The following is a 19562-nucleotide window of genomic DNA, read 5'->3' as shown; positions in this document are numbered from 1 at the left end:
AATTGGGCTTCGCAATGTTACATGCCAGGCAAAATAAAGGCGACCTATCGTCGCCTTTATTTACGTTTGTTACTGACTTGTAAAGATTATTTGCTCCGTTCAGCCAGTCCGTCCAGATAGCGTTCGGCATCCAGCGCAGCCATACAGCCTGTACCCGCTGAGGTGATCGCTTGACGATAGATGTGGTCCATGACATCTCCCGCAGCAAAGACGCCAGGGATGCTGGTTTGGGTGGCATTGCCGTGGATACCCGACTGCACTTTGATGTAGCCGTTTTCCAGCTCCAGTTGACCGTCAAAAATACCGGTATTTGGGCTGTGGCCGATGGCGACAAACAGGCCAGCCACTTCCAGAGATTCGACATTATCGCTGTTTTGCGTATCGCGCAGGCGCAGGCCAGATACACCCATTTGATCGCCGGTCACTTCTTCCAACGTGCGGTGGGTATGCAGCACGATATTGCCGCTGGCGACTTTATCCATCAGACGTTTGATTAGGATTTTTTCGGCACGAAAGGTGTCGCGACGGTGAATCAGATGCACTTCAGAGGCGATATTCGCCAGGTACAGGGCTTCTTCAACCGCTGTGTTACCACCACCGATGACCGCCACTTTCTGATTGCGGTAGAAGAAACCATCACAGGTCGCGCAGGCAGAGACACCGCGGCCTTTAAACGCTTCTTCCGAAGGCAACCCCAGATAACGAGCAGACGCACCTGTCGCGATGATGAGCGCGTCACAGGTGTACTCGCCGTTGTCACCGGTCAGACGGAAAGGACGGTTTTGCAGATCAACTTTGTTGATGTGATCGAACAAAATTTCTGTGTCGAACTTGGTCGCGTGCTCGTGCATGCGCTCCATCAGCAGCGGCCCGGTCAGGTCATGCGGATCGCCTGGCCAGTTTTCCACTTCCGTTGTGGTGGTCAACTGACCGCCTTTTTCCATGCCGGTGATCAGAACCGGTTGCAGGTTAGCGCGTGCAGCGTAGACCGCTGCGGTATATCCCGCAGGTCCAGAACCAAGGATTAGCAGCTTACTGTGTTTGGCCGTGCCCATGAGATCCTCATTAGTGTTGGCAGACATTTGCTCGGATTGTAGGGAATTTGTTGCCGTAAAAAAAGAGCACAGCAATTTTGTAAACGATTTGTGCAATAGCCATCGGCGATGATGCGGCGTTAAAAGCGTAACAATATAACGTTTTCTGATGCAAATCGGTCGTTTATAAGGCGACAAAATGAGGATTAATACCCGAGCGCAATGAATAACTGGCACGTTGTACTAAAAAACAATGTTTTGCTTTGACAATCCCCTGCGCTTTTGCGAAAACATTGAAGGAAGAAAAAATCTGCGCTAACGGTGTGTCGCATAGACATGCACATATACGCCATTTTTACCGGGTCAGCGAAAATTGCATAGGGTGTGGACAGATACCCTAAGTGATATCCATGACAGCCTCTGGGCAACGGTCTTCTTACCGTAGAACCCGAATCTGCATCGCGTACACATTATAAAAGGCGATGCGATAAGCAACGGGTACAGACTCTGAACAGTGAAGTGCAAAGGGTCCAGGCAGGAGTAGGGAAGGAATACAGAGAGACAATAATAATGGTAGATAGCAAAAAGCGCCCTGGCAAAGATCTCGACCGCATCGATCGTAACATTCTTAATGAGTTGCAAAAGGATGGGCGTATTTCCAACGTCGAGCTTTCAAAACGTGTGGGACTTTCTCCGACGCCGTGCCTTGAGCGTGTGCGCCGACTGGAAAGACAGGGTTTTATTCAGGGCTATACGGCTCTGTTAAACCCGCATTATCTGGATGCCTCACTTCTCGTTTTTGTTGAGATTACTCTGAATCGTGGCGCACCAGATGTGTTTGAACAATTTAATACCGCTGTACAAAAACTTGAAGAAATTCAAGAGTGTCACTTGGTTTCAGGCGATTTCGACTACTTGTTGAAAACCCGCGTACCTGACATGTCAGCCTATCGTAAACTGTTAGGTGAAACCTTGCTGCGACTGCCTGGTGTGAACGACACCCGTACCTACGTGGTAATGGAAGAAGTCAAACAGAGCAATCGTCTGGTAATTAAGACACGCTAATACGGAACAGGTGCAAAATCAGTGTAATTTGATTACACTCCTGTTAATCCATACAGCAACAGTGCCGGGTATCCCGGCGCTGTTGTCCGTTTTAGCAAACAGGCAGGAAATGCCTGATACCTGGAGAGCCTTTTTTGAGCCAGGAATATACTGAAGACAAAGAAGTCACTTTAACAAAGTTAAGCAGCGGGCGCCGACTCCTGGAGGCGTTACTGATTCTTGTTGCCCTTTTTGCCGTCTGGTTGATGGCAGCCTTACTCAGTTTCAACCCTTCCGACCCTAGCTGGTCGCAGACTGCATGGCATGAACCTATCCATAATCTGGGTGGGGTGCCTGGCGCGTGGCTGGCAGATACGCTGTTCTTCGTGTTTGGCGTCATGGCTTACACCATCCCTGTGATTATCGTCGGGGGGTGTTGGTTCGCCTGGCGTCACCGTCAGAACGAAGATTACATCGACTATTTTGCGGTATCACTGCGTCTTATTGGTGCATTAGCATTGATCCTGACGTCCTGCGGTTTGGCCGCGATCAATGCCGATGATATCTGGTATTTTGCCTCCGGTGGGGTGATCGGCAGTCTCTTAAGCACTGCACTCAAGCCTATGCTTCACAGCAGCGGCGGCACCATTACCTTACTGTGCATCTGGGCTGCGGGCCTGACGCTGTTTACAGGGTGGTCATGGGTCAGCATTGCCGAAAAACTGGGTAACTTTATCCTCAATATTTTGACCTTCGCCAGCAATCGTACGCGTCGTGACGATACGTGGGTTGATGAAGACGAATACGAAGATGATGAAGAGGCATCGTCAACAGCAGACCGTCGTGAGTCTCGCCGCACGCGTATTATGCGAGGTGCGCTGGAGCGTCGTAAACGCGTTGCTGAAAAATTCGCGAATCCTCTGGGCCGCAAAACCGATGCAGCGCTTTTCTCCGGCAAACGCATGGATGATGAAGAGCATGTCGAGTACAGCGCCGCAGGTGTCGCCGCCGATCCGGATGATGTTTTGTTCTCTGGTCGCCGGGCAATGCATGGCGATTATGATGAGTATGATCCCTTATTAAATGGCCAATCGGTGACGACACCGGTTGCCGCCGCTGCAATTGCAACCACGGCAGCGCAGGTTTACGCCGCGCCAGTAGAAGCCGTCACGCCTTCTGCTCCTGTACTCACGGCAGATACCGATTTGCAGCAGCCTATTATTGACTGGCAAACCGCACCTGGCGTTCACACGCCGGAGCCGTCTATTGCACCTCAGCCAGAAAGTTACACGCCTGCTCCGCATCAGGAGCACTGGCAACAGCCGTATCAACCTGACTCGCTATATGAACCGCAAGCATATCAGCAGTTTGAACAGCCTGTTGTACAACCTGTAGTTCAGCCGTATCAGGAACATGCGCCTGAATATGTCGAGCCTATTCAGGATTATGTTGAGCCTGTGCCAGAAGTGGAGGAGACAAAACCGTCTCGTCCACCAATGTATTACTTTGAGGAAGTGGAAGAGCGACGTGCACGTGAGCGTGAGCAGCTCGCTGCCTGGTACCAGCCAGTGCCTGAGCCTGCGAAAGAGCCAGCCAGCACGCCTGCATTTTCCCCTTCCGTTGCTTCTGGTATGGGTTCCGCCTCCACCGTTGCGCCTGTTGCGGCGAGTGTTCAGCAGGCAACTTCACATGCGACAACCGCTGCAGGCGTCGCTGCGCCAGTATTTAATCTGGCGGCAGGCGCTGCACCACGCCCTCAGGTGAAAGAGGGGATTGGACCGCAGTTACCACGACCAAACCGTGTGCGTGTGCCAACCCGCCGTGAACTGGCTTCGGCCTCCTTTGGCATCAAAATTCCTTCTCAGCAAACATCAGAAGAGAGAATGGCTGAAGAAGATTATGACGACGCTGAAGAAATGCATCAGGATGAGCTGGCTCGCCAGTTTGCCGCGCAACAGAACCAGCGTTATGGCGAAGAACATCAACATGACGCGTCGCATTATCCTGCCCAGGACAGTGAAGATGATGCAGCCGAAGCTGAACTGGCGCGCCAGTTCGCCGCGACGCAGCAGCAACGTTATTCTGGCGATCAGCCTTCGGGTGCGAATGCGTTCTCATTGTCAGATTTTGAATTCTCTCCGATAAAAGATTTGATTGATGATACGCCGAGTGCGCCGTTATTTACGCCGAGCGTCATGCCAGAACAGGAGCAACCGCGTCAGTCGTTCGCCCCGCCACAGCCACAACATGTTCAGCAACCTGTCGCGGTGCAACAGCCTGCCGTTGCACCGCCGCAATATGCGCAGCATCAGCCGTCTCGTGCACAAGCGCAGGAAAGTTTGATTCACCCGTTGCTGATGCGTAATGGTGACAACCGTCCTGTACAAAGACCAACGACGCCGTTGCCTTCGCTGGATTTATTGACCTCTCCGCCTTCTGAAGTGGAGCCGGTAGATACCTTTGCACTTGAGCAAATGGCGAGACTGGTTGAAACGCGTCTGGCGGATTTCCGCATTAAAGCGGATGTGGTGAACTATTCTCCGGGCCCAGTCATCACGCGTTTTGAACTGAACCTGGCGCCGGGCGTTAAAGCTGCGCGAATTTCAAACCTGTCCCGGGATCTGGCACGTTCGCTCTCGACTGTCGCAGTACGTGTGGTTGAAGTGATTCCGGGCAAACCCTATGTCGGCCTGGAACTGCCTAACAAAAAACGTCAGACCGTCTATTTGCGTGAGGTTCTGGATAACGCGAAATTCCGTGATAATCCATCGCCGCTCACTATCGTGCTGGGTAAAGACATTGCGGGTGAACCTGTGGTTGCGGATCTGGCGAAAATGCCCCATCTGCTGGTCGCGGGTACAACAGGTTCCGGTAAGTCTGTCGGCGTCAACGCCATGATTCTGAGCATGCTTTATAAAGCCCAGCCGGAAGACGTACGTTTCATCATGATCGACCCAAAAATGCTGGAGCTTTCTGTTTATGAAGGTATTCCGCATCTGCTGACCGAAGTGGTTACCGACATGAAGGACGCAGCCAACGCCTTGCGCTGGAGCGTCAATGAGATGGAACGCCGCTACAAACTGATGTCGGCGCTCGGCGTGCGTAATCTTGCAGGTTACAACGATAAAATCGCAGAAGCGGCGCGCATGGGTCGTCCGATTCCCGATCCTTACTGGAAGCCAGGTGACAGCATGGCTACTGAGCATCCGGTTCTGGAAAAACTGCCTTATATCGTTGTGCTGGTGGATGAATTCGCCGACCTGATGATGACGGTTGGTAAAAAAGTGGAAGAGCTGATCGCTCGCCTGGCACAGAAAGCGCGTGCTGCGGGTATCCACCTTGTTCTCGCGACGCAGCGTCCTTCTGTCGACGTCATTACCGGTTTGATCAAAGCTAACATTCCAACGCGTATCGCCTTTACCGTATCGAGCAAAATCGACTCGCGAACTATTCTTGATCAGGGCGGCGCGGAATCGCTGCTCGGCATGGGTGACATGCTCTACTCCGGTCCGAACTCAACAACGCCGGTGCGTGTGCACGGTGCGTTTGTTCGGGATCAGGAAGTTCATGCCGTCGTGCAGGACTGGAAAGCGCGCGGTCGCCCGCAATACGTTGACGGTATCACCTCGGAAAGTGAAAGTGAGGGGGGCGGCAGCGGTGGCTATGATGGCGCTGAAGAGCTCGATCCTTTATTCGATCAGGCAGTTAACTTCATTACGGAAAAACGTAAAGCGTCCATTTCTGGCGTGCAGCGTCAGTTCCGTATTGGTTACAACCGTGCGGCGCGTATCATTGAACAGATGGAAGCACAGGGTATCGTGAGCGAGCCCGGCCACAACGGTAACCGCGAAGTACTTGCTCCCCCGCCGTTTGAGTAACATGTCATCGTTTGCAAAGATGGGTAAAACAGTAAAAATTAAGCATTTTCTTCTGTTACCTGCCAGTTGGCAGGTTCAGAATGGATGACAGAACCCCATTTCGGGATGACGAATTTAAGGACTGATAATGAAAAAAATCGCAATCGTCGGAGCATTATTGACCAGCTTTGTTGCCAGCAGCGTCTGGGCCGATGCCGCAAGTGACCTTAAAAGCCGCCTGGATAAAGTCAGTAGCTTCCATGCTAGCTTCACTCAGAAAGTGACTGATGGCAGCGGAAATGCAGTGCAGGAAGGTCAGGGCGATTTGTGGGTTAAGCGCCCCAATCTGTTCAACTGGCATATGACGCAGCCGGATGAAAGCATTCTGGTCTCCGATGGTAAAACCCTGTGGTTCTACAATCCGTTTGTCGAACAGGCTACCGCGACATTATTGAAAGACGCGACCAGCAATACGCCGTTTATGCTGATTGCGCGTAACCAGACCAGTGACTGGCAGCAGTACAATATCAAACAAAACGGTGATGACTTTGTTCTGACGCCGAAGACCAGCAACGGTAACCTGAAGCAGTTCACAATTAATGTGAGCAACAACGGGACAATTAATCAGTTTAGCGCTGTGGAACAAGATGAGCAGCGTAGTAGCTATCAGCTTAAATCCCAGCAAAATGGCGCTATTGATGCATCCAAATTCACCTTTACCCCGCCGCAGGGCGTAACGGTGGATGATCAACGCAATAAGTAAGAGGCGTGAGTGGGCAATCTTTCGCTCGATTTTTCTGAGAATGCGTTTCAACCTCTGGCCGCTAGCATGCGGCCAGAAAATTTAGCGCAGTATATCGGCCAGCAGCATCTGCTGGCTCCCGGGAAGCCGTTGCCGCGCGCTATTGAAGCCGGGCATCTGCACTCAATGATCTTATGGGGGCCGCCAGGCACCGGCAAGACCACGCTGGCAGAAGTGATTGCTCGCTATGCTGATGCTGACGTCGAACGTTTGTCTGCCGTTACCTCCGGTGTGAAAGAGATCCGCGAGGCTATCGAACGTGCCCGGCAAAACCGCAACGCTGGTCGTCGCACCATCCTTTTCGTTGATGAAGTTCATCGTTTTAATAAGAGTCAGCAGGATGCCTTTTTGCCGCATATTGAAGACGGGACTATCTTCTTTATCGGTGCAACCACCGAAAATCCTTCCTTCGAACTTAACTCTGCACTTCTCTCGCGTGCTCGCGTATACCTTTTGAAGTCGTTAACGACGGAAGATATTGAACAAGTGCTCACTCAGGCGATGGAAGACAAAGCACGTGGCTATGGCGGGCAGGACGTTGTTCTTCCGGACGATACGCGTCGCGCAATTGCTGAGTTAGTGAACGGCGATGCGCGCCGGGCATTGAATACCCTGGAAATGATGGCTGATATGGCCGAGTTGGGTGACGCGGGCAAACGCGTACTGAAATCTGAGTTGCTGACGGAAATCGCTGGAGAACGCAGCGCGCGTTTTGATAATAAAGGCGATCGGTTTTACGACTTGATTTCTGCCCTGCATAAGTCTGTTCGCGGTAGCGCGCCAGATGCTGCATTGTACTGGTATGCACGTATTATCACAGCGGGTGGTGACCCTCTCTATGTTGCGCGTCGCTGTCTGGCGATAGCGTCAGAGGATGTCGGTAACGCGGATCCGCGAGCCATGCAGGTCGCCATTTCAGCCTGGGATTGCTTTACGCGAGTGGGTCCTTCAGAAGGTGAGCGCGCCATTGCACAAGCCATTGTTTATCTGGCATGTGCACCAAAAAGTAATGCCGTCTATACCGCCTTTAAAGCCGCGATGGCGGATGCGCGGGAGCGGCCGGATTATGACGTGCCGATTCATCTACGCAATGCGCCGACCAAACTCATGAAAGAGATGGGGTATGGGCAGGAATATCGCTACGCGCATGATGAGCCAAATGCCTATGCCGCTGGCGAGGAATATTTCCCGCATGAGATGGCACAAACGCGCTATTATCGCCCGACAAACAGAGGTCTTGAAGGCAAGATTGGCGAAAAGCTCGCCTGGCTTACCGGACAGGATCAAAATAGCCCTATAAAACGCTACCGTTAGCGCGATCGTTGCGGTAATGTTGGCATAGTATCCCTGTGGCCGCAGGCTGTGGTCACATTTCCCTCATTTAATTCGATAAGCACAGGATAAGCATGCTCGATCCCAATCTTTTGCGTAACGAGCCAGACGCAGTCGCTGAAAAACTGGCACGCCGGGGCTTTAAGCTGGATGTAGATAAGCTGCGCGCTCTTGAAGAGCGTCGTAAAGTTCTGCAGGTACAAACTGAAAATCTGCAGGCTGAGCGTAATTCTCGATCGAAATCCATTGGCCAGGCGAAAGCACGCGGGGAAGATATTGAGCCATTGCGTCTGGAAGTGAACAAACTGGGCGAAGAACTGGATCAGGCGAAAGCTGAGCTGGAACTTCTCCTGGCTGAAATTCGTGATATTGCACTGGCGATCCCGAACACACCTGATGATAGCGTTCCTGTCGGTAAAGACGAAAACGACAACGTTGAAGTAAAACGCTGGGGCACTCCTCGTGAATTCGACTTTGAGGTTCGCGATCACGTGACGCTGGGCGAAATGCACTCCGGTCTGGACTTTGCGGCCGCGGTGAAATTGACCGGTGCTCGCTTTGTCGTGATGAAAGGTCAAATTGCGCATCTGCATCGCGCATTGGCGCAATTCATGCTGGATCTTCACACCGAGCAACACGGCTACAGCGAAACCTACGTCCCGTATCTGGTAAACCACGATACGCTGTATGGTACTGGCCAGTTGCCTAAGTTTGCCGGTGATCTGTTCCATACGCGTCCGCTTGACGAAGAAGCCGAGAGCAGCAACTACGCACTGATCCCAACGGCTGAAGTGCCGCTGACTAACCTCGTGCGTGATGAAATTATCGACGAAGACGATCTGCCTATCAAACTGACCGCACATTCTCCATGCTTCCGTTCCGAAGCGGGATCTTACGGTCGTGACACACGCGGTCTGATCCGTATGCACCAGTTTGACAAAGTTGAGATGGTACAGATCGTTCGCCCGGAAGTGTCGATGGATGCACTGGAAGAAATGACCGCCCATGCTGAGAAGGTTCTGGAGCTGTTAGGCTTACCGTATCGTCGTATGGCGCTTTGCACAGGCGACATGGGCTTTGGCGCAACCAAAACGTTCGACCTGGAAGTTTGGGTTCCTGCGCAGAACACCTACCGCGAAATCTCTTCTTGCTCGAACGTGGGCGATTTCCAGGCGCGTCGTATGCAAGCGCGTTGCCGCACCAAGGCTGACAAGAAGACCCGTTTGGTTCACACGCTAAATGGTTCTGGTTTGGCTGTTGGCCGCGCGTTGGTTGCGGTGCTGGAAAACTACCAGCAGGCAGATGGCCGTATCGAAATTCCTGAAGTGTTGCGTCCTTACATGAAAGGCCAGCAATACATCGGTTAATCTGTTTTAAAAATAAAAAGCGCCTGAGGGCGCTTTTTTTATGCCTCTGCTTTGACTCCAGGCAATGTCTGCTCCTCCTAAAGTAGTAATACTCCTTTGAATGAAACCCAGCACGTTATGTGTCTGAATAACTGTTTCTCTATATAAAAAACTATATAGCGGTATATGCCGCATCTTTTTTGTGAGCAACCAAAGTGAGTATCTATGAAAATCAAAGCGCCTGATGCTTTACTGGCTGCCGAGGTGAGCCGTCGCGGATTAGTCAAAACGACCGCGATTGGCGGCCTGGCCGTTGCCAGCAGTGCGTTCACCTTACCCTTCTCACGTATCGCATCGGCGGCTGACGTTATTGCGCCGAAGACTGTGGCTGAAAAAGTGGTGTGGAGCGCCTGTACCGTTAACTGCGGCAGCCGTTGCCCGCTGCGGATGCATGTTGTCGATGGCGAAATCAAATACGTTGAGACGGACAACACGGGTGATGATAACTACGAAGGGTTACATCAGGTTCGCGCCTGTTTACGTGGCCGTTCCATGCGCCGTCGCGTTTACAATCCGGATCGTCTGAAATACCCGATGAAACGTGTGGGTAAACGCGGCGAAGGCAAGTTTGAGCGTATCAGTTGGGAGGAAGCCTTTGATACGATTGCCGACAACATGCAACGCCTGATTAAAGAGCATGGCAACGAGTCTATCTACCTGAACTACGGAACCGGCACGCTTGGCGGGACAATGACCCGCTCCTGGCCGCCAGGCAAAACGCTGATTGCACGTCTGATGAACTGTTGCGGCGGATATCTTAACCATTACGGTGACTACTCTTCTGCGCAGATCGCGGCGGGGCTGAATTACACCTACGGCGGTTGGGCCGATGGCAACAGCCCGTCAGATATCGAAAACAGTAAGCTGGTGGTCTTGTTTGGTAATAACCCTGGCGAAACGCGCATGAGTGGCGGTGGGGTGACCTACTATCTGGAACAGGCCCGTGCGAAATCGAATGCCCGAATGATCATCATTGATCCGCGCTACACCGATACAGGCGCTGGCCGTGAAGACGAGTGGATCCCGATCCGCCCGGGTACGGATGCTGCGCTGGTTAACGCGCTGGCGTGGGTCATGATCACTGAGAACCTTGTTGATCAGCAATTCCTGGATAAATACTGCGTTGGATACGACGAGAAAACCTTGCCAGCCAGTGCGCCTGCAAACGGGCATTATAAGGCTTACATTCTTGGACAGGGCACTGATGGCGTAGCGAAGACCCCGCAGTGGGCATCTACGATTACGGGGATTCCTGTCGAGCGTATCGTACAGTTGGCTCGCGAAATCGGCTCGGCTAAACCTGCCTACATCAGCCAGGGTTGGGGACCTCAGCGCCATGCTAATGGTGAAATTGCGACTCGCGCGATTTCAATGCTCTCGATTCTGACCGGTAACGTTGGCATCCATGGGGGGAATAGTGGTGCGCGCGAAGGCTCCTATGAAGTGCCATTTGAGCGCATGCCGACGCTGGAAAATCCAGTGCAGACCAGTATTTCGATGTTTATGTGGACCGACGCGATTGAGCGTGGCCCGGAGATGACGGCGCTGCGTGACGGTGTGCGCGGTAAAGATAAACTCGATGTGCCTATCAAAATGATCTGGAACTATGCAGGCAACTGCATTATCAACCAGCACTCCGACATCAACCGCACGCATGACATTCTTCAGGATGATAAGAAGTGCGAGATGATTGTGGTGATCGACTGTCACATGACCTCCTCGGCCAAATATGCCGATATTCTATTGCCGGACTGCACCGCCTCTGAGCAGATGGATTTTGCCCTTGATGCTTCATGCGGCAACATGTCCTACGTCATTTTCACCGACCAGGTCATCAAACCACGCTTTGAGTGTAAAACCATCTACGACATGACCACTGAGCTGGCGAAACGTCTGGGTGTTGAGCAGCAGTTCACAGAAGGTCGCACGCAGGAAGGTTGGATGCGTTATCTGCACGAGCAGTCTCGCAAAGCGGTTCCTGAACTGCCGGATTTCGACACATTCCGCAAGCAAGGCATGTTTAAGCAGCGCGATCCCGAAGGGCATCATGTGGCCTACAAGGAATTCCGTCAGGATCCCCAGGCGAATCCACTGACGACACCATCGGGAAAAATCGAAATTTATTCCGAAGCGCTGGCGAAAATCGCGTCCAGTTGGGAATTGCCGGAAGGCGATGTCATCGATCCACTCCCGATCTACACCCCGGGTTTCGAAAACTATAACGACCCTCTCACGGCAAAATATCCGCTACAGCTGACCGGGTTCCATTATAAAGCGCGCGTTCACTCTACCTACGGCAATGTGGACGTGCTGAAAGCATCCTGTCGCCAGGAGATGTGGATTAACCCGCTGGATGCCCGCAAGCGCGGCATCGCAAACGGCGATCGTATCCGAATTTTTAACGATCGCGGAGAGGTCCATATTGAAGCGAAAGTAACGCCGCGCATGATGCCTGGCGTGGTCGCGCTTGGGGAAGGGGCCTGGTATAGCCCTGATGCAAATCGTATCGACCAGGAAGGTAGCATTAACGTGCTGACTACGCAGCGCCCGTCGCCACTGGCGAAAGGCAATCCGTCCCACACGAACCTCGTTCAGGTTGAAAAGGTGTAAGGAGTAACCGATGACCACCCAATATGGATTTTTTATTGATTCTAGTCGGTGCACCGGTTGTAAAACCTGCGAACTGGCTTGTAAAGATTACAAAGACTTAACCCCGGATGTTAGCTTCCGACGTATTTACGAATACGCGGGTGGAGACTGGCAGGAGGACAACGGCGTCTGGAATCAGAACGTGTTTGCCTACTATCTGTCGATTGCCTGTAACCACTGCGAAGATCCTGCGTGTACCAAAGTGTGCCCGAGTGGCGCGATGCACAAGCGTGATGACGGTTTTGTCGTCGTAGATGAAGATGTCTGCATCGGCTGTCGTTACTGCCACATGGCGTGCCCGTACGGTGCCCCGCAGTACAACGCTGCAAAAGGCCACATGACGAAATGCGATGGCTGTCATTCCCGAGTTGCAGGCGGTAAAAAGCCAATCTGCGTGGATTCTTGCCCCCTGCGCGCACTGGACTTTGGCCCAATTGAAGAGTTGCGTCAGAAGCACGGTCAGCTTGCAGCGGTTGCTCCACTGCCGGGAGCACGTTTTACCAAGCCGAGTATCGTCATTAAACCGAATGCCAATAGCCGTCCGACAGGTGATACCACCGGCTATCTGGCTAATCCGAAGGAGGTGTAAAATGGGAAGTGGATGGCATGAGTGGCCGCTGATGATTTTCACCGTCTTTGGCCAATGCGTCGCAGGCGGGTTTATCGTCCTCGCGGTAGCCTTACTCAAAGGTGATTTACGGGCTGACCAGCAGCAGCGCCTGGTCATGAGTATGTTTGGCCTGTGGGTGCTGATGGGGATTGGTTTTATTGCCTCAACGCTTCACCTTGGATCCCCGATGCGTGCGTTTAACTCGCTAAACCGCATCGGCGCATCATCACTCAGTAACGAAATTGCCAGCGGCGCGATCTTCTTTGCGGTGGGTGGCCTGGGCTGGTTGCTGGCGGCGCTAAAAAAACTGCCTTCTGGTTTACGCAGCCTGTGGCTGATTGTCACTATGGTGCTGGGCGTGGTGTTTGTATGGATGATGGTGCGCGTTTATAACACTATCGACACCGTACCTACCTGGTACAGCATCTGGACGCCGCTCAGTTTCTTCCTGACGATGCTGATGGGTGGGCCACTATTGGGCTTCTTGCTTCTGCGTGTGGCCGGAATTGATGGCTGGGCGATGCGCCTGTTGCCGGCGGTATCATTGTTAGTGTTGGTCGCCAGCGCGGTCGTTGCGTTGATGCAAGGTGCAGAGCTGGCCGCAATCCACAGCTCTATCCAGCAGGCCTCCTCGCTAGTGCCGGATTATGGCTCGCTGATGGCGTGGCGCATTGTGTTACTGGCCGCTGCGCTGACCTGCTGGGTACTTCCGCAGATCAAGGGACATCAGCCCGCGTTACCTTTGCTGTCCTTCGCATTTGTATTAGTGCTGGCCGGAGAGTTGATCGGTCGTGGCGTGTTCTACGGTCTGCATATGACTGTGGGCGTGGCCATCGCGAACTAACGTATTTTTCGGTTATATCGAGCCGGGGCGAATTGCTCCGGCTTTTTTATTTTCTATCATGAAAGTTTTCAACTGAGCCTCGTGGCTTATTTACCGCTTAGATGAATGAAAACAGTTAGATAATTAATGCGTATGCCGTTAGGCGCTTAAGGAGGATGAATTTTTTAAATCGACAGAGAACAAATCGTGCGAGGCCGCTAAGCCTATGGATTGACTTTGTTTTTACTGGTGGCATGATGCGCTCGAAATCTTTACTTCCTCACGGTTTTTAATCCATGTCCACCTATTCCCGGCCAGTGCTGCTGTTGCTCTGCGGCCTGCTTTTGTTGACCCTGGCGATTGCGGTTTTAAATACGCTCGTCCCGCTTTGGCTCGCCCATGAAAACTTACCGACATGGCAAGTGGGCATGGTGAGTTCGTCCTATTTTACCGGCAACCTGCTCGGTACATTGCTGACGGGTAAATTAATTAAGCGCTTTGGCTTTAATCGTAGCTATTACCTGGCCTCACTGATTTTTGCTGCCGGATGCGTGGGGTTGGGCCTGATGGTCGGGTTCTGGAGCTGGATGACATGGCGGTTTATTGCGGGCGTGGGCTGCGCAATGATCTGGGTGGTCGTGGAAAGTGCGTTGATGTGCAGCGGTACATCGCGGAACCGTGGGCGTCTGCTGGCAGCGTATATGATGGTCTATTACGTCGGTACCGTGCTGGGCCAGCTAATGATCAGCAAACTGCCAACCGATTTGATGAGCGTTTTGCCATGGGTCACTGGCATGGTGCTGGCCGCTATTCTGCCGTTGTTATTTACCCGTATTGTGAATCAAGGCAGCGAACACCACGAGGCCACGCAGGTCTGGCCAATGCTGAGGCTTCGCCATGCACGTCTTGGTGTCAATGGCTGCATTATCTCCGGTATCGTGCTGGGTTCGCTGTATGGCCTGATGCCGCTGTATCTGAATCATCAGGGCGTGAGCGACTCCGGAATTGGATTCTGGATGGCGGTAATGGTGAGTGCGGGTATCGTCGGTCAATGGCCAATTGGTAAACTGGCGGATCGCTACGGTCGCTTGCTGGTGCTGCGTGTTCAAGTATTCGTGGTGATTTTGGGTTGTCTTGCGATGCTGGGAAATGCAGCAATGGCACCTGCCTTGTTTATTCTCGGTGCGGCGGGCTTTACGCTCTATCCTGTTGCCATGGCCTGGGCGTGTGAAAAGGTGGAGAACCATCAGTTGGTGGCGATGAATCAGGCGTTACTGCTGAGTTACACCATTGGCAGTCTGCTGGGACCTACGTTCACCGCTATGTTGATGCAGAATTATTCCGATAATTTGCTGTTTATCATGATTGCCAGCGTGGCGTTTATTTATCTTCTGATGCTGCTGCGCAAAGCCGGTGAGCATCCAACGCCTGTCGCGCATGCATGATAAAAAAAGCCCGGTGCGATTGCCCGGGCTTTTTTATTAATACATTACCTTGTGACCGTATTGCTCAAGAATACCTTTCACCCGCTCCATGGTCTCTTTCTTCGGCGGCTTAACGCCATCAAGCTTGTATTCTTCGCCCATCGCCACCCATTTGTGCTTGCCCAGCTCATGGTACGGCAGCAGTTCGATTTTCTCGACGTTACCCATATCGCGGGTGAATTCACCCAGGCGATGAGCAGAATCATCATCATCTGACCAGCCCGGCACGACGACATAACGAATCCAGGTTTTGATTCCTTTGCCTGCAATGTATTTGGCAAATTCCAGCGTACGGTGATTTGAGACGCCGACCAGATTCTGGTGGATTTCGTCGTTCATTTGCTTCAGATCGAGCATGACCAGGTCGGTCACTTCGAGTAACTCATCAATGACCGGATCGTAGCGACGCACAAAGCCATTGGTATCCAGACAGGTATGAATACCCTCTTTTCGACAGGCGCGGAACCAGTCACGGACGAATTCTGCCTGGAGAATGGCTTCTCCACCGGATGCGGTGACGCCACCGCCAGAGGCATTCATAAAGTGGCGATAGGTCACCACCTCTTTCATTAACTCTTCAACGGTGATTTCCTTGCCGCCGTGCGTGTCCCATGTATCGCGGTTATGGCAATACAGGCAACGCATCAGACAACCCTGGAAGAAGGTAATAAAGCGGATGCCTGGGCCATCGACAGTGCCACAGGATTCAAAGGAGTGAATACGACCAATAATTGACATTGCGGTGATATCTCCAGATTCGGCCCGTCCGGGGCCTGTTTATATGCATAGCTCAGTTGGCTATGTCGAGTCTGTTTTGGCTGTTATCCATTCAGTATAGATACCGGGCAAAAGAGACTAACGTGGAGAGGGTGTTAAAAAGGCCCCACGGATGTGGAGCCTTTATTGTACGCTTTTTACGGCGTGATTTCAGTCAATTCCAGTTAGATGGATTGAGTGAAGGTACGAGTGATAACGTCCTGCTGCTGTTCTTTAGTCAGGGAGTTAAAACGTACCGCGTAGCCAGATACACGGATGGTCAGCTGCGGATATTTCTCCGGGTTTTCCATCGCATCAAGCAGCATTTCACGGTTCATCACGTTCACGTTCAGGTGTTGACCACCTTCGATGGATGATTCGTGATGGAAGTAACCATCCATCAGGCCAGCCAGGTTGGTTTTACGCACTTCGTCGTCTTTACCCAGCGCATTTGGAACGATAGAGAAGGTATAAGAGATACCATCTTTCGCGTAGGCAAACGGCAGTTTAGCAACGGAAGTCAGAGAGGCAACAGCACCTTTCTGGTCACGACCGTGCATTGGGTTAGCACCTGGGCCGAATGGCGCACCAGCGCGACGACCGTCTGGGGTATTACCGGTTTTCTTACCGTACACAACGTTAGAGGTGATGGTCAGAACAGACTGAGTCGGGATAGCGTTACGGTAGGTAGTCAGTTTCTGAATTTTCTTCATGAAACGTTCAACCAGGTCAACCGCCATGTCATCAACACGCGAGTCGTTGTTACCAAACTGCGGGTATTCGCCTTCGATAGCGAAGTCGACAGCCAGACCGTCTTCGTCACGAATTGGTTTAACTTTCGCATATTTGATAGCAGACAGGGAGTCAGCTGCAACAGACAGACCTGCGATACCACATGCCATGGTGCGAACCACGTCACGGTCGTGCAGTGCCATCAGAGAGGCTTCGTAGCTGTATTTGTCATGCATGTAATGGATGATGTTCAGGGCAGTGACATACTGCTTAGCCAGCCAATCCATGAAGTGATCCATACGTTCCATGACTTCGTCGAAGTTCAGAACGTCACCTTTGATTGGTTCAGATTTAGGACCAACCTGGATTTTCAGTTTTTCATCAACGCCGCCGTTGATAGCGTACAGCATGGTTTTCGCGAGGTTAGCGCGAGCACCGAAGAACTGCATTTGCTTACCAACAATCATCGGGCTTACACAACACGCGATAGCGTAGTCATCGTTGTTGAAGTCAGGACGCATCAGATCATCGTTCTCATACTGCAGAGAAGAGGTATCGATGGACACTTTAGCCGCGAATTTCTTGAAGTTCAGAGGCAGTTTTTCAGACCACAGAACAGTGATGTTTGGTTCCGGAGACGGGCCCATGGTGTACAGGGTGTTCAGGAAACGGAAGCTGTTTTTGGTGACCAGAGTACGGCCATCAACACCCATACCAGCGATGGATTCAGTTGCCCAGATTGGGTCACCGGAGAACAGTTCATCATATTCAGGCGTACGCAGGAAGCGAACCATACGCAGTTTCATGACCAGGTGGTCAATCATTTCCTGAGCGTCTTGTTCGTTGATTTTGCCAGCTTTGATATCACGTTCGATGTAAGCATCCAGGAAGGTGGATACGCGACCAAAGGACATTGCTGCGCCGTTCTGAGACTTAACAGCAGCCAGGTAGCCGAAGTAAGTCCACTGAATTGCTTCCTGAGCATTGGTCGCAGGACCAGAGATATCACAGCCGTATTTCGCTGCCATCTCTTTGATCTGGCCCAGTGCGCGGTACTGTTCAGAGATCTCTTCGCGCAGACGGATAGTTGCTTCCAGGTTTACGCCGTTTTCCAGATCGGATTGCAGAGACAAGAATTGAGCGTATTTGTCTTTCATCAGGAAGTCGATGCCGTACAGCGCAACGCGACGGTAGTCACCGATGATACGACCACGGCCATAAGCATCTGGCAGACCAGTCAGAACGCCAGATTTACGGCAGTTCAGGATGTCTTTAGTGTAAACATCAAACACGCCCTGGTTGTGAGTCTTGCGGTATTCGCTGAAGATTTTTTTCAGCATTGGGTCCAGCTCGCGATCGTACGCTTTGCATGAACTCTCAACCATTTTGATGCCACCGAACGGAATAATTGCACGTTTCAGTGGGGCTTCAGTCTGCAGACCAACGATTTTCTCAAGGGCTTTATTGATATAGCCAGCATCGTGAGAAGTGATGGTAGAGGCAACGGAAGTATCGAAATCAACTGGCGCGTGAGTGCGGTTTTCCAGTTTAACGCCTTCCATTACGTTGTCCCAAAGCTTGGTGGTTGCGTCAGTTGCACCAGCCAGGAAGGATTCGTCACCTTCATACGGGGTATAGTTTTTCTGAATAAAGTCACGCACGTTGACTTCTTTCTGCCAGTCACCTTTCGCGAAACCTTCCCAGGCTGTGGCTAACTTTTCATTAAGTTCGGACATGTGATACCTACCTTCTTAAGTGGATTTTTTATTTACTGCCTGAGAAACCATCAATGATGATTGTCGCCACGCAGGTAAATGACCCAGTATGTCAACCCAACCAACAGACCCCCACCGATAATATTCCCAATGGTGACTGGGATCAGATTATCTGTGATGAAATTCATAATAGTCAGGTGAGAGAAACTTTCCGGGCTTGAACCAACAGCGGTCCAGAACTCCGGGCTCGCAAAGTTGCGGATGACGATCCCCATCGGGATCATAAACATGTTTGCGATGCTGTGTTCAAAGCCGCTGGCGACGAACATGGTGACGGGCAGAACCATAATCATGGCTTTGTCCATCAGGCTACGTCCGGAGTAGCTCATCCAGACAGCCAGGCACACCATCAGGTTTGCGAGGATACCCAGAGCGACGGCTTCGATAAATGTGTGGTGCATTTTGTGGTCGGCGGTTTGAAGGACGTTAAGCCCCCAGCCACCGTTGGCGGCCATGTACTCGCCAGACAACCACATGAGCAGAACAAAGAGCAAACAGCCAATCAGGTTGCCAACGTAGACGTTGAGCCAGTTGCGCGCCAGTTGGCCCCAGGTGATTCTTCCGCTCGCTTTTGCCACAACGATAAGGACTGTTGAGGTAAAGAGGTCAGCGCCACAGATGACGCACAGAATCAAACCCAGTGAGAAACAGATACCGCCAATTAATTTTGCAATACCGAAAGGCATCGCAGCAGTACCGGTGGTCGCAGTGATGTAGAAGACAAATGCGATGGAGATGAACACACCAGCGGTAATCGCCAGATAGAACGTCGTCATCGGGTGCTTTGTTGCTTTATAGACACCCGCTTCTTCGGCCACTTTGGCCATCGCTGCTGGGAGTATTAGATCAAAAGGGTTGTCAGCTTTCACACTAACTCTCTCTTTATTAAGTCGGCGACGAGATACTAACAAAGCATTATAGAAGAGAAATTGATATAGATCATATCTCGCCTGGCTTATAGGCCCGCAAAGCGTATGGTTTTGCTACGATTGCGGCGTAAGTTTTTGATTATCCGTATAAAAATAAATTTTAAAAGTTATGAAAAGAGTTGAATTATTTCCTGAAGGCTCCCGATGGCAGTTAATTAAAATGGAGTAATTGCCCTAAAAAGTAACAGTAAAACGCAAGTAAACATAATTATATTTACCTGTGATTAACGTTATTATTACAATTAAAATTCATTGCGAATAAATATAAAAAACGGGGCAATGAAATTGCCCCGTAATATAGCTCAGCGGATTAGATACGCCTACAGTCT

Annotated in this window: 13 protein-coding genes; 9 read left to right on the top strand and 4 right to left on the bottom strand. The window is 51.6% G+C overall.

Annotation, left to right across the window (positions count from 1 at the left end; translation table 11 throughout):
- Window positions 1-86: 86 nt before the first annotated feature.
- Window positions 87-1055: a thioredoxin-disulfide reductase gene (trxB, locus tag AC07RN_RS02880; protein WP_478335524.1), complete on the bottom strand. Its 969-nt coding sequence runs from the start codon at window positions 1053-1055 to the stop codon at window positions 87-89.
- Window positions 1056-1604: 549 nt separating this feature from the next.
- On the opposite strand from trxB, the gene lrp reads away from it, so the two are divergent.
- From lrp to AC07RN_RS02835, 9 genes are all read left to right on the top strand, one after another.
- Entirely contained in the window at window positions 1605-2099 is a 495-nt protein-coding gene (lrp, locus tag AC07RN_RS02875; protein WP_000228473.1) for a leucine-responsive transcriptional regulator Lrp, read from the top strand.
- 134 nt (window positions 2100-2233) lie between these two features.
- Window positions 2234-5956 carry a DNA translocase FtsK gene (locus AC07RN_RS02870; RefSeq protein WP_478335523.1) on the top strand — a complete coding sequence of 1241 codons (3723 nt, stop codon included), beginning with the start codon at window positions 2234-2236 and terminating at the stop codon, window positions 5954-5956.
- Window positions 5957-6083: 127 nt separating this feature from the next.
- Entirely contained in the window at window positions 6084-6698 is a 615-nt protein-coding gene (gene lolA, locus AC07RN_RS02865; RefSeq protein WP_012016812.1) for an outer membrane lipoprotein periplasmic chaperone LolA, read from the top strand.
- A 9-nt stretch (window positions 6699-6707) separates the two neighbouring features.
- Window positions 6708-8051, top strand: a complete 1344-nt coding sequence (locus AC07RN_RS02860; protein WP_478335522.1) for a replication-associated recombination protein A — start codon at window positions 6708-6710, stop codon at window positions 8049-8051.
- Window positions 8052-8143: 92 nt separating this feature from the next.
- On the top strand, window positions 8144-9436 hold the full coding sequence (gene serS, locus AC07RN_RS02855) for a serine--tRNA ligase (RefSeq protein WP_478335521.1): 1293 nt from the start codon (window positions 8144-8146) through the stop codon (window positions 9434-9436).
- A 204-nt stretch (window positions 9437-9640) separates the two neighbouring features.
- On the top strand, window positions 9641-12085 hold the full coding sequence (gene dmsA, locus AC07RN_RS02850; RefSeq protein WP_478335520.1) for a dimethylsulfoxide reductase subunit A: 2445 nt from the start codon (window positions 9641-9643) through the stop codon (window positions 12083-12085).
- 10 nt (window positions 12086-12095) lie between these two features.
- Window positions 12096-12713: a DMSO/selenate family reductase complex B subunit gene (locus AC07RN_RS02845; RefSeq protein WP_478335519.1), complete on the top strand. Its 618-nt coding sequence runs from the start codon at window positions 12096-12098 to the stop codon at window positions 12711-12713.
- 1 nt (window position 12714) lies between these two features.
- Complete coding sequence (locus tag AC07RN_RS02840) at window positions 12715-13578, top strand: dimethyl sulfoxide reductase anchor subunit family protein (protein WP_478335518.1); 864 nt, start codon at window positions 12715-12717, stop codon at window positions 13576-13578.
- A 275-nt stretch (window positions 13579-13853) separates the two neighbouring features.
- Window positions 13854-15002 (top strand): MFS transporter, encoded by a 1149-nt coding sequence (locus tag AC07RN_RS02835; protein WP_012016818.1) that lies wholly within the window; start codon window positions 13854-13856, stop codon window positions 15000-15002.
- A 36-nt stretch (window positions 15003-15038) separates the two neighbouring features.
- On the opposite strand, the gene pflA is transcribed toward AC07RN_RS02835, so the two are convergent.
- The 3 genes from pflA to focA form a co-directional block, all read right to left on the bottom strand.
- Window positions 15039-15779: a pyruvate formate lyase 1-activating protein gene (gene pflA / locus AC07RN_RS02830; RefSeq protein WP_012016819.1), complete on the bottom strand. Its 741-nt coding sequence runs from the start codon at window positions 15777-15779 to the stop codon at window positions 15039-15041.
- Window positions 15780-15982: 203 nt separating this feature from the next.
- Window positions 15983-18265: a formate C-acetyltransferase gene (pflB, locus tag AC07RN_RS02825; RefSeq protein ID WP_012016820.1), complete on the bottom strand. Its 2283-nt coding sequence runs from the start codon at window positions 18263-18265 to the stop codon at window positions 15983-15985.
- A gap of 50 nt (window positions 18266-18315) precedes the next feature.
- Complete coding sequence (focA, locus tag AC07RN_RS02820) at window positions 18316-19173, bottom strand: formate transporter FocA (protein ID WP_478335517.1); 858 nt, start codon at window positions 19171-19173, stop codon at window positions 18316-18318.
- Window positions 19174-19562 lie beyond the last annotated feature (389 nt).

The sequence above is a fragment of the Lelliottia sp. GFLA7 genome (genome assembly GCF_056490165.1).
The sequence above is the reverse complement of the archived record's forward strand: the minus strand, read 5'-3'. Positions and strand labels throughout refer to the sequence as shown.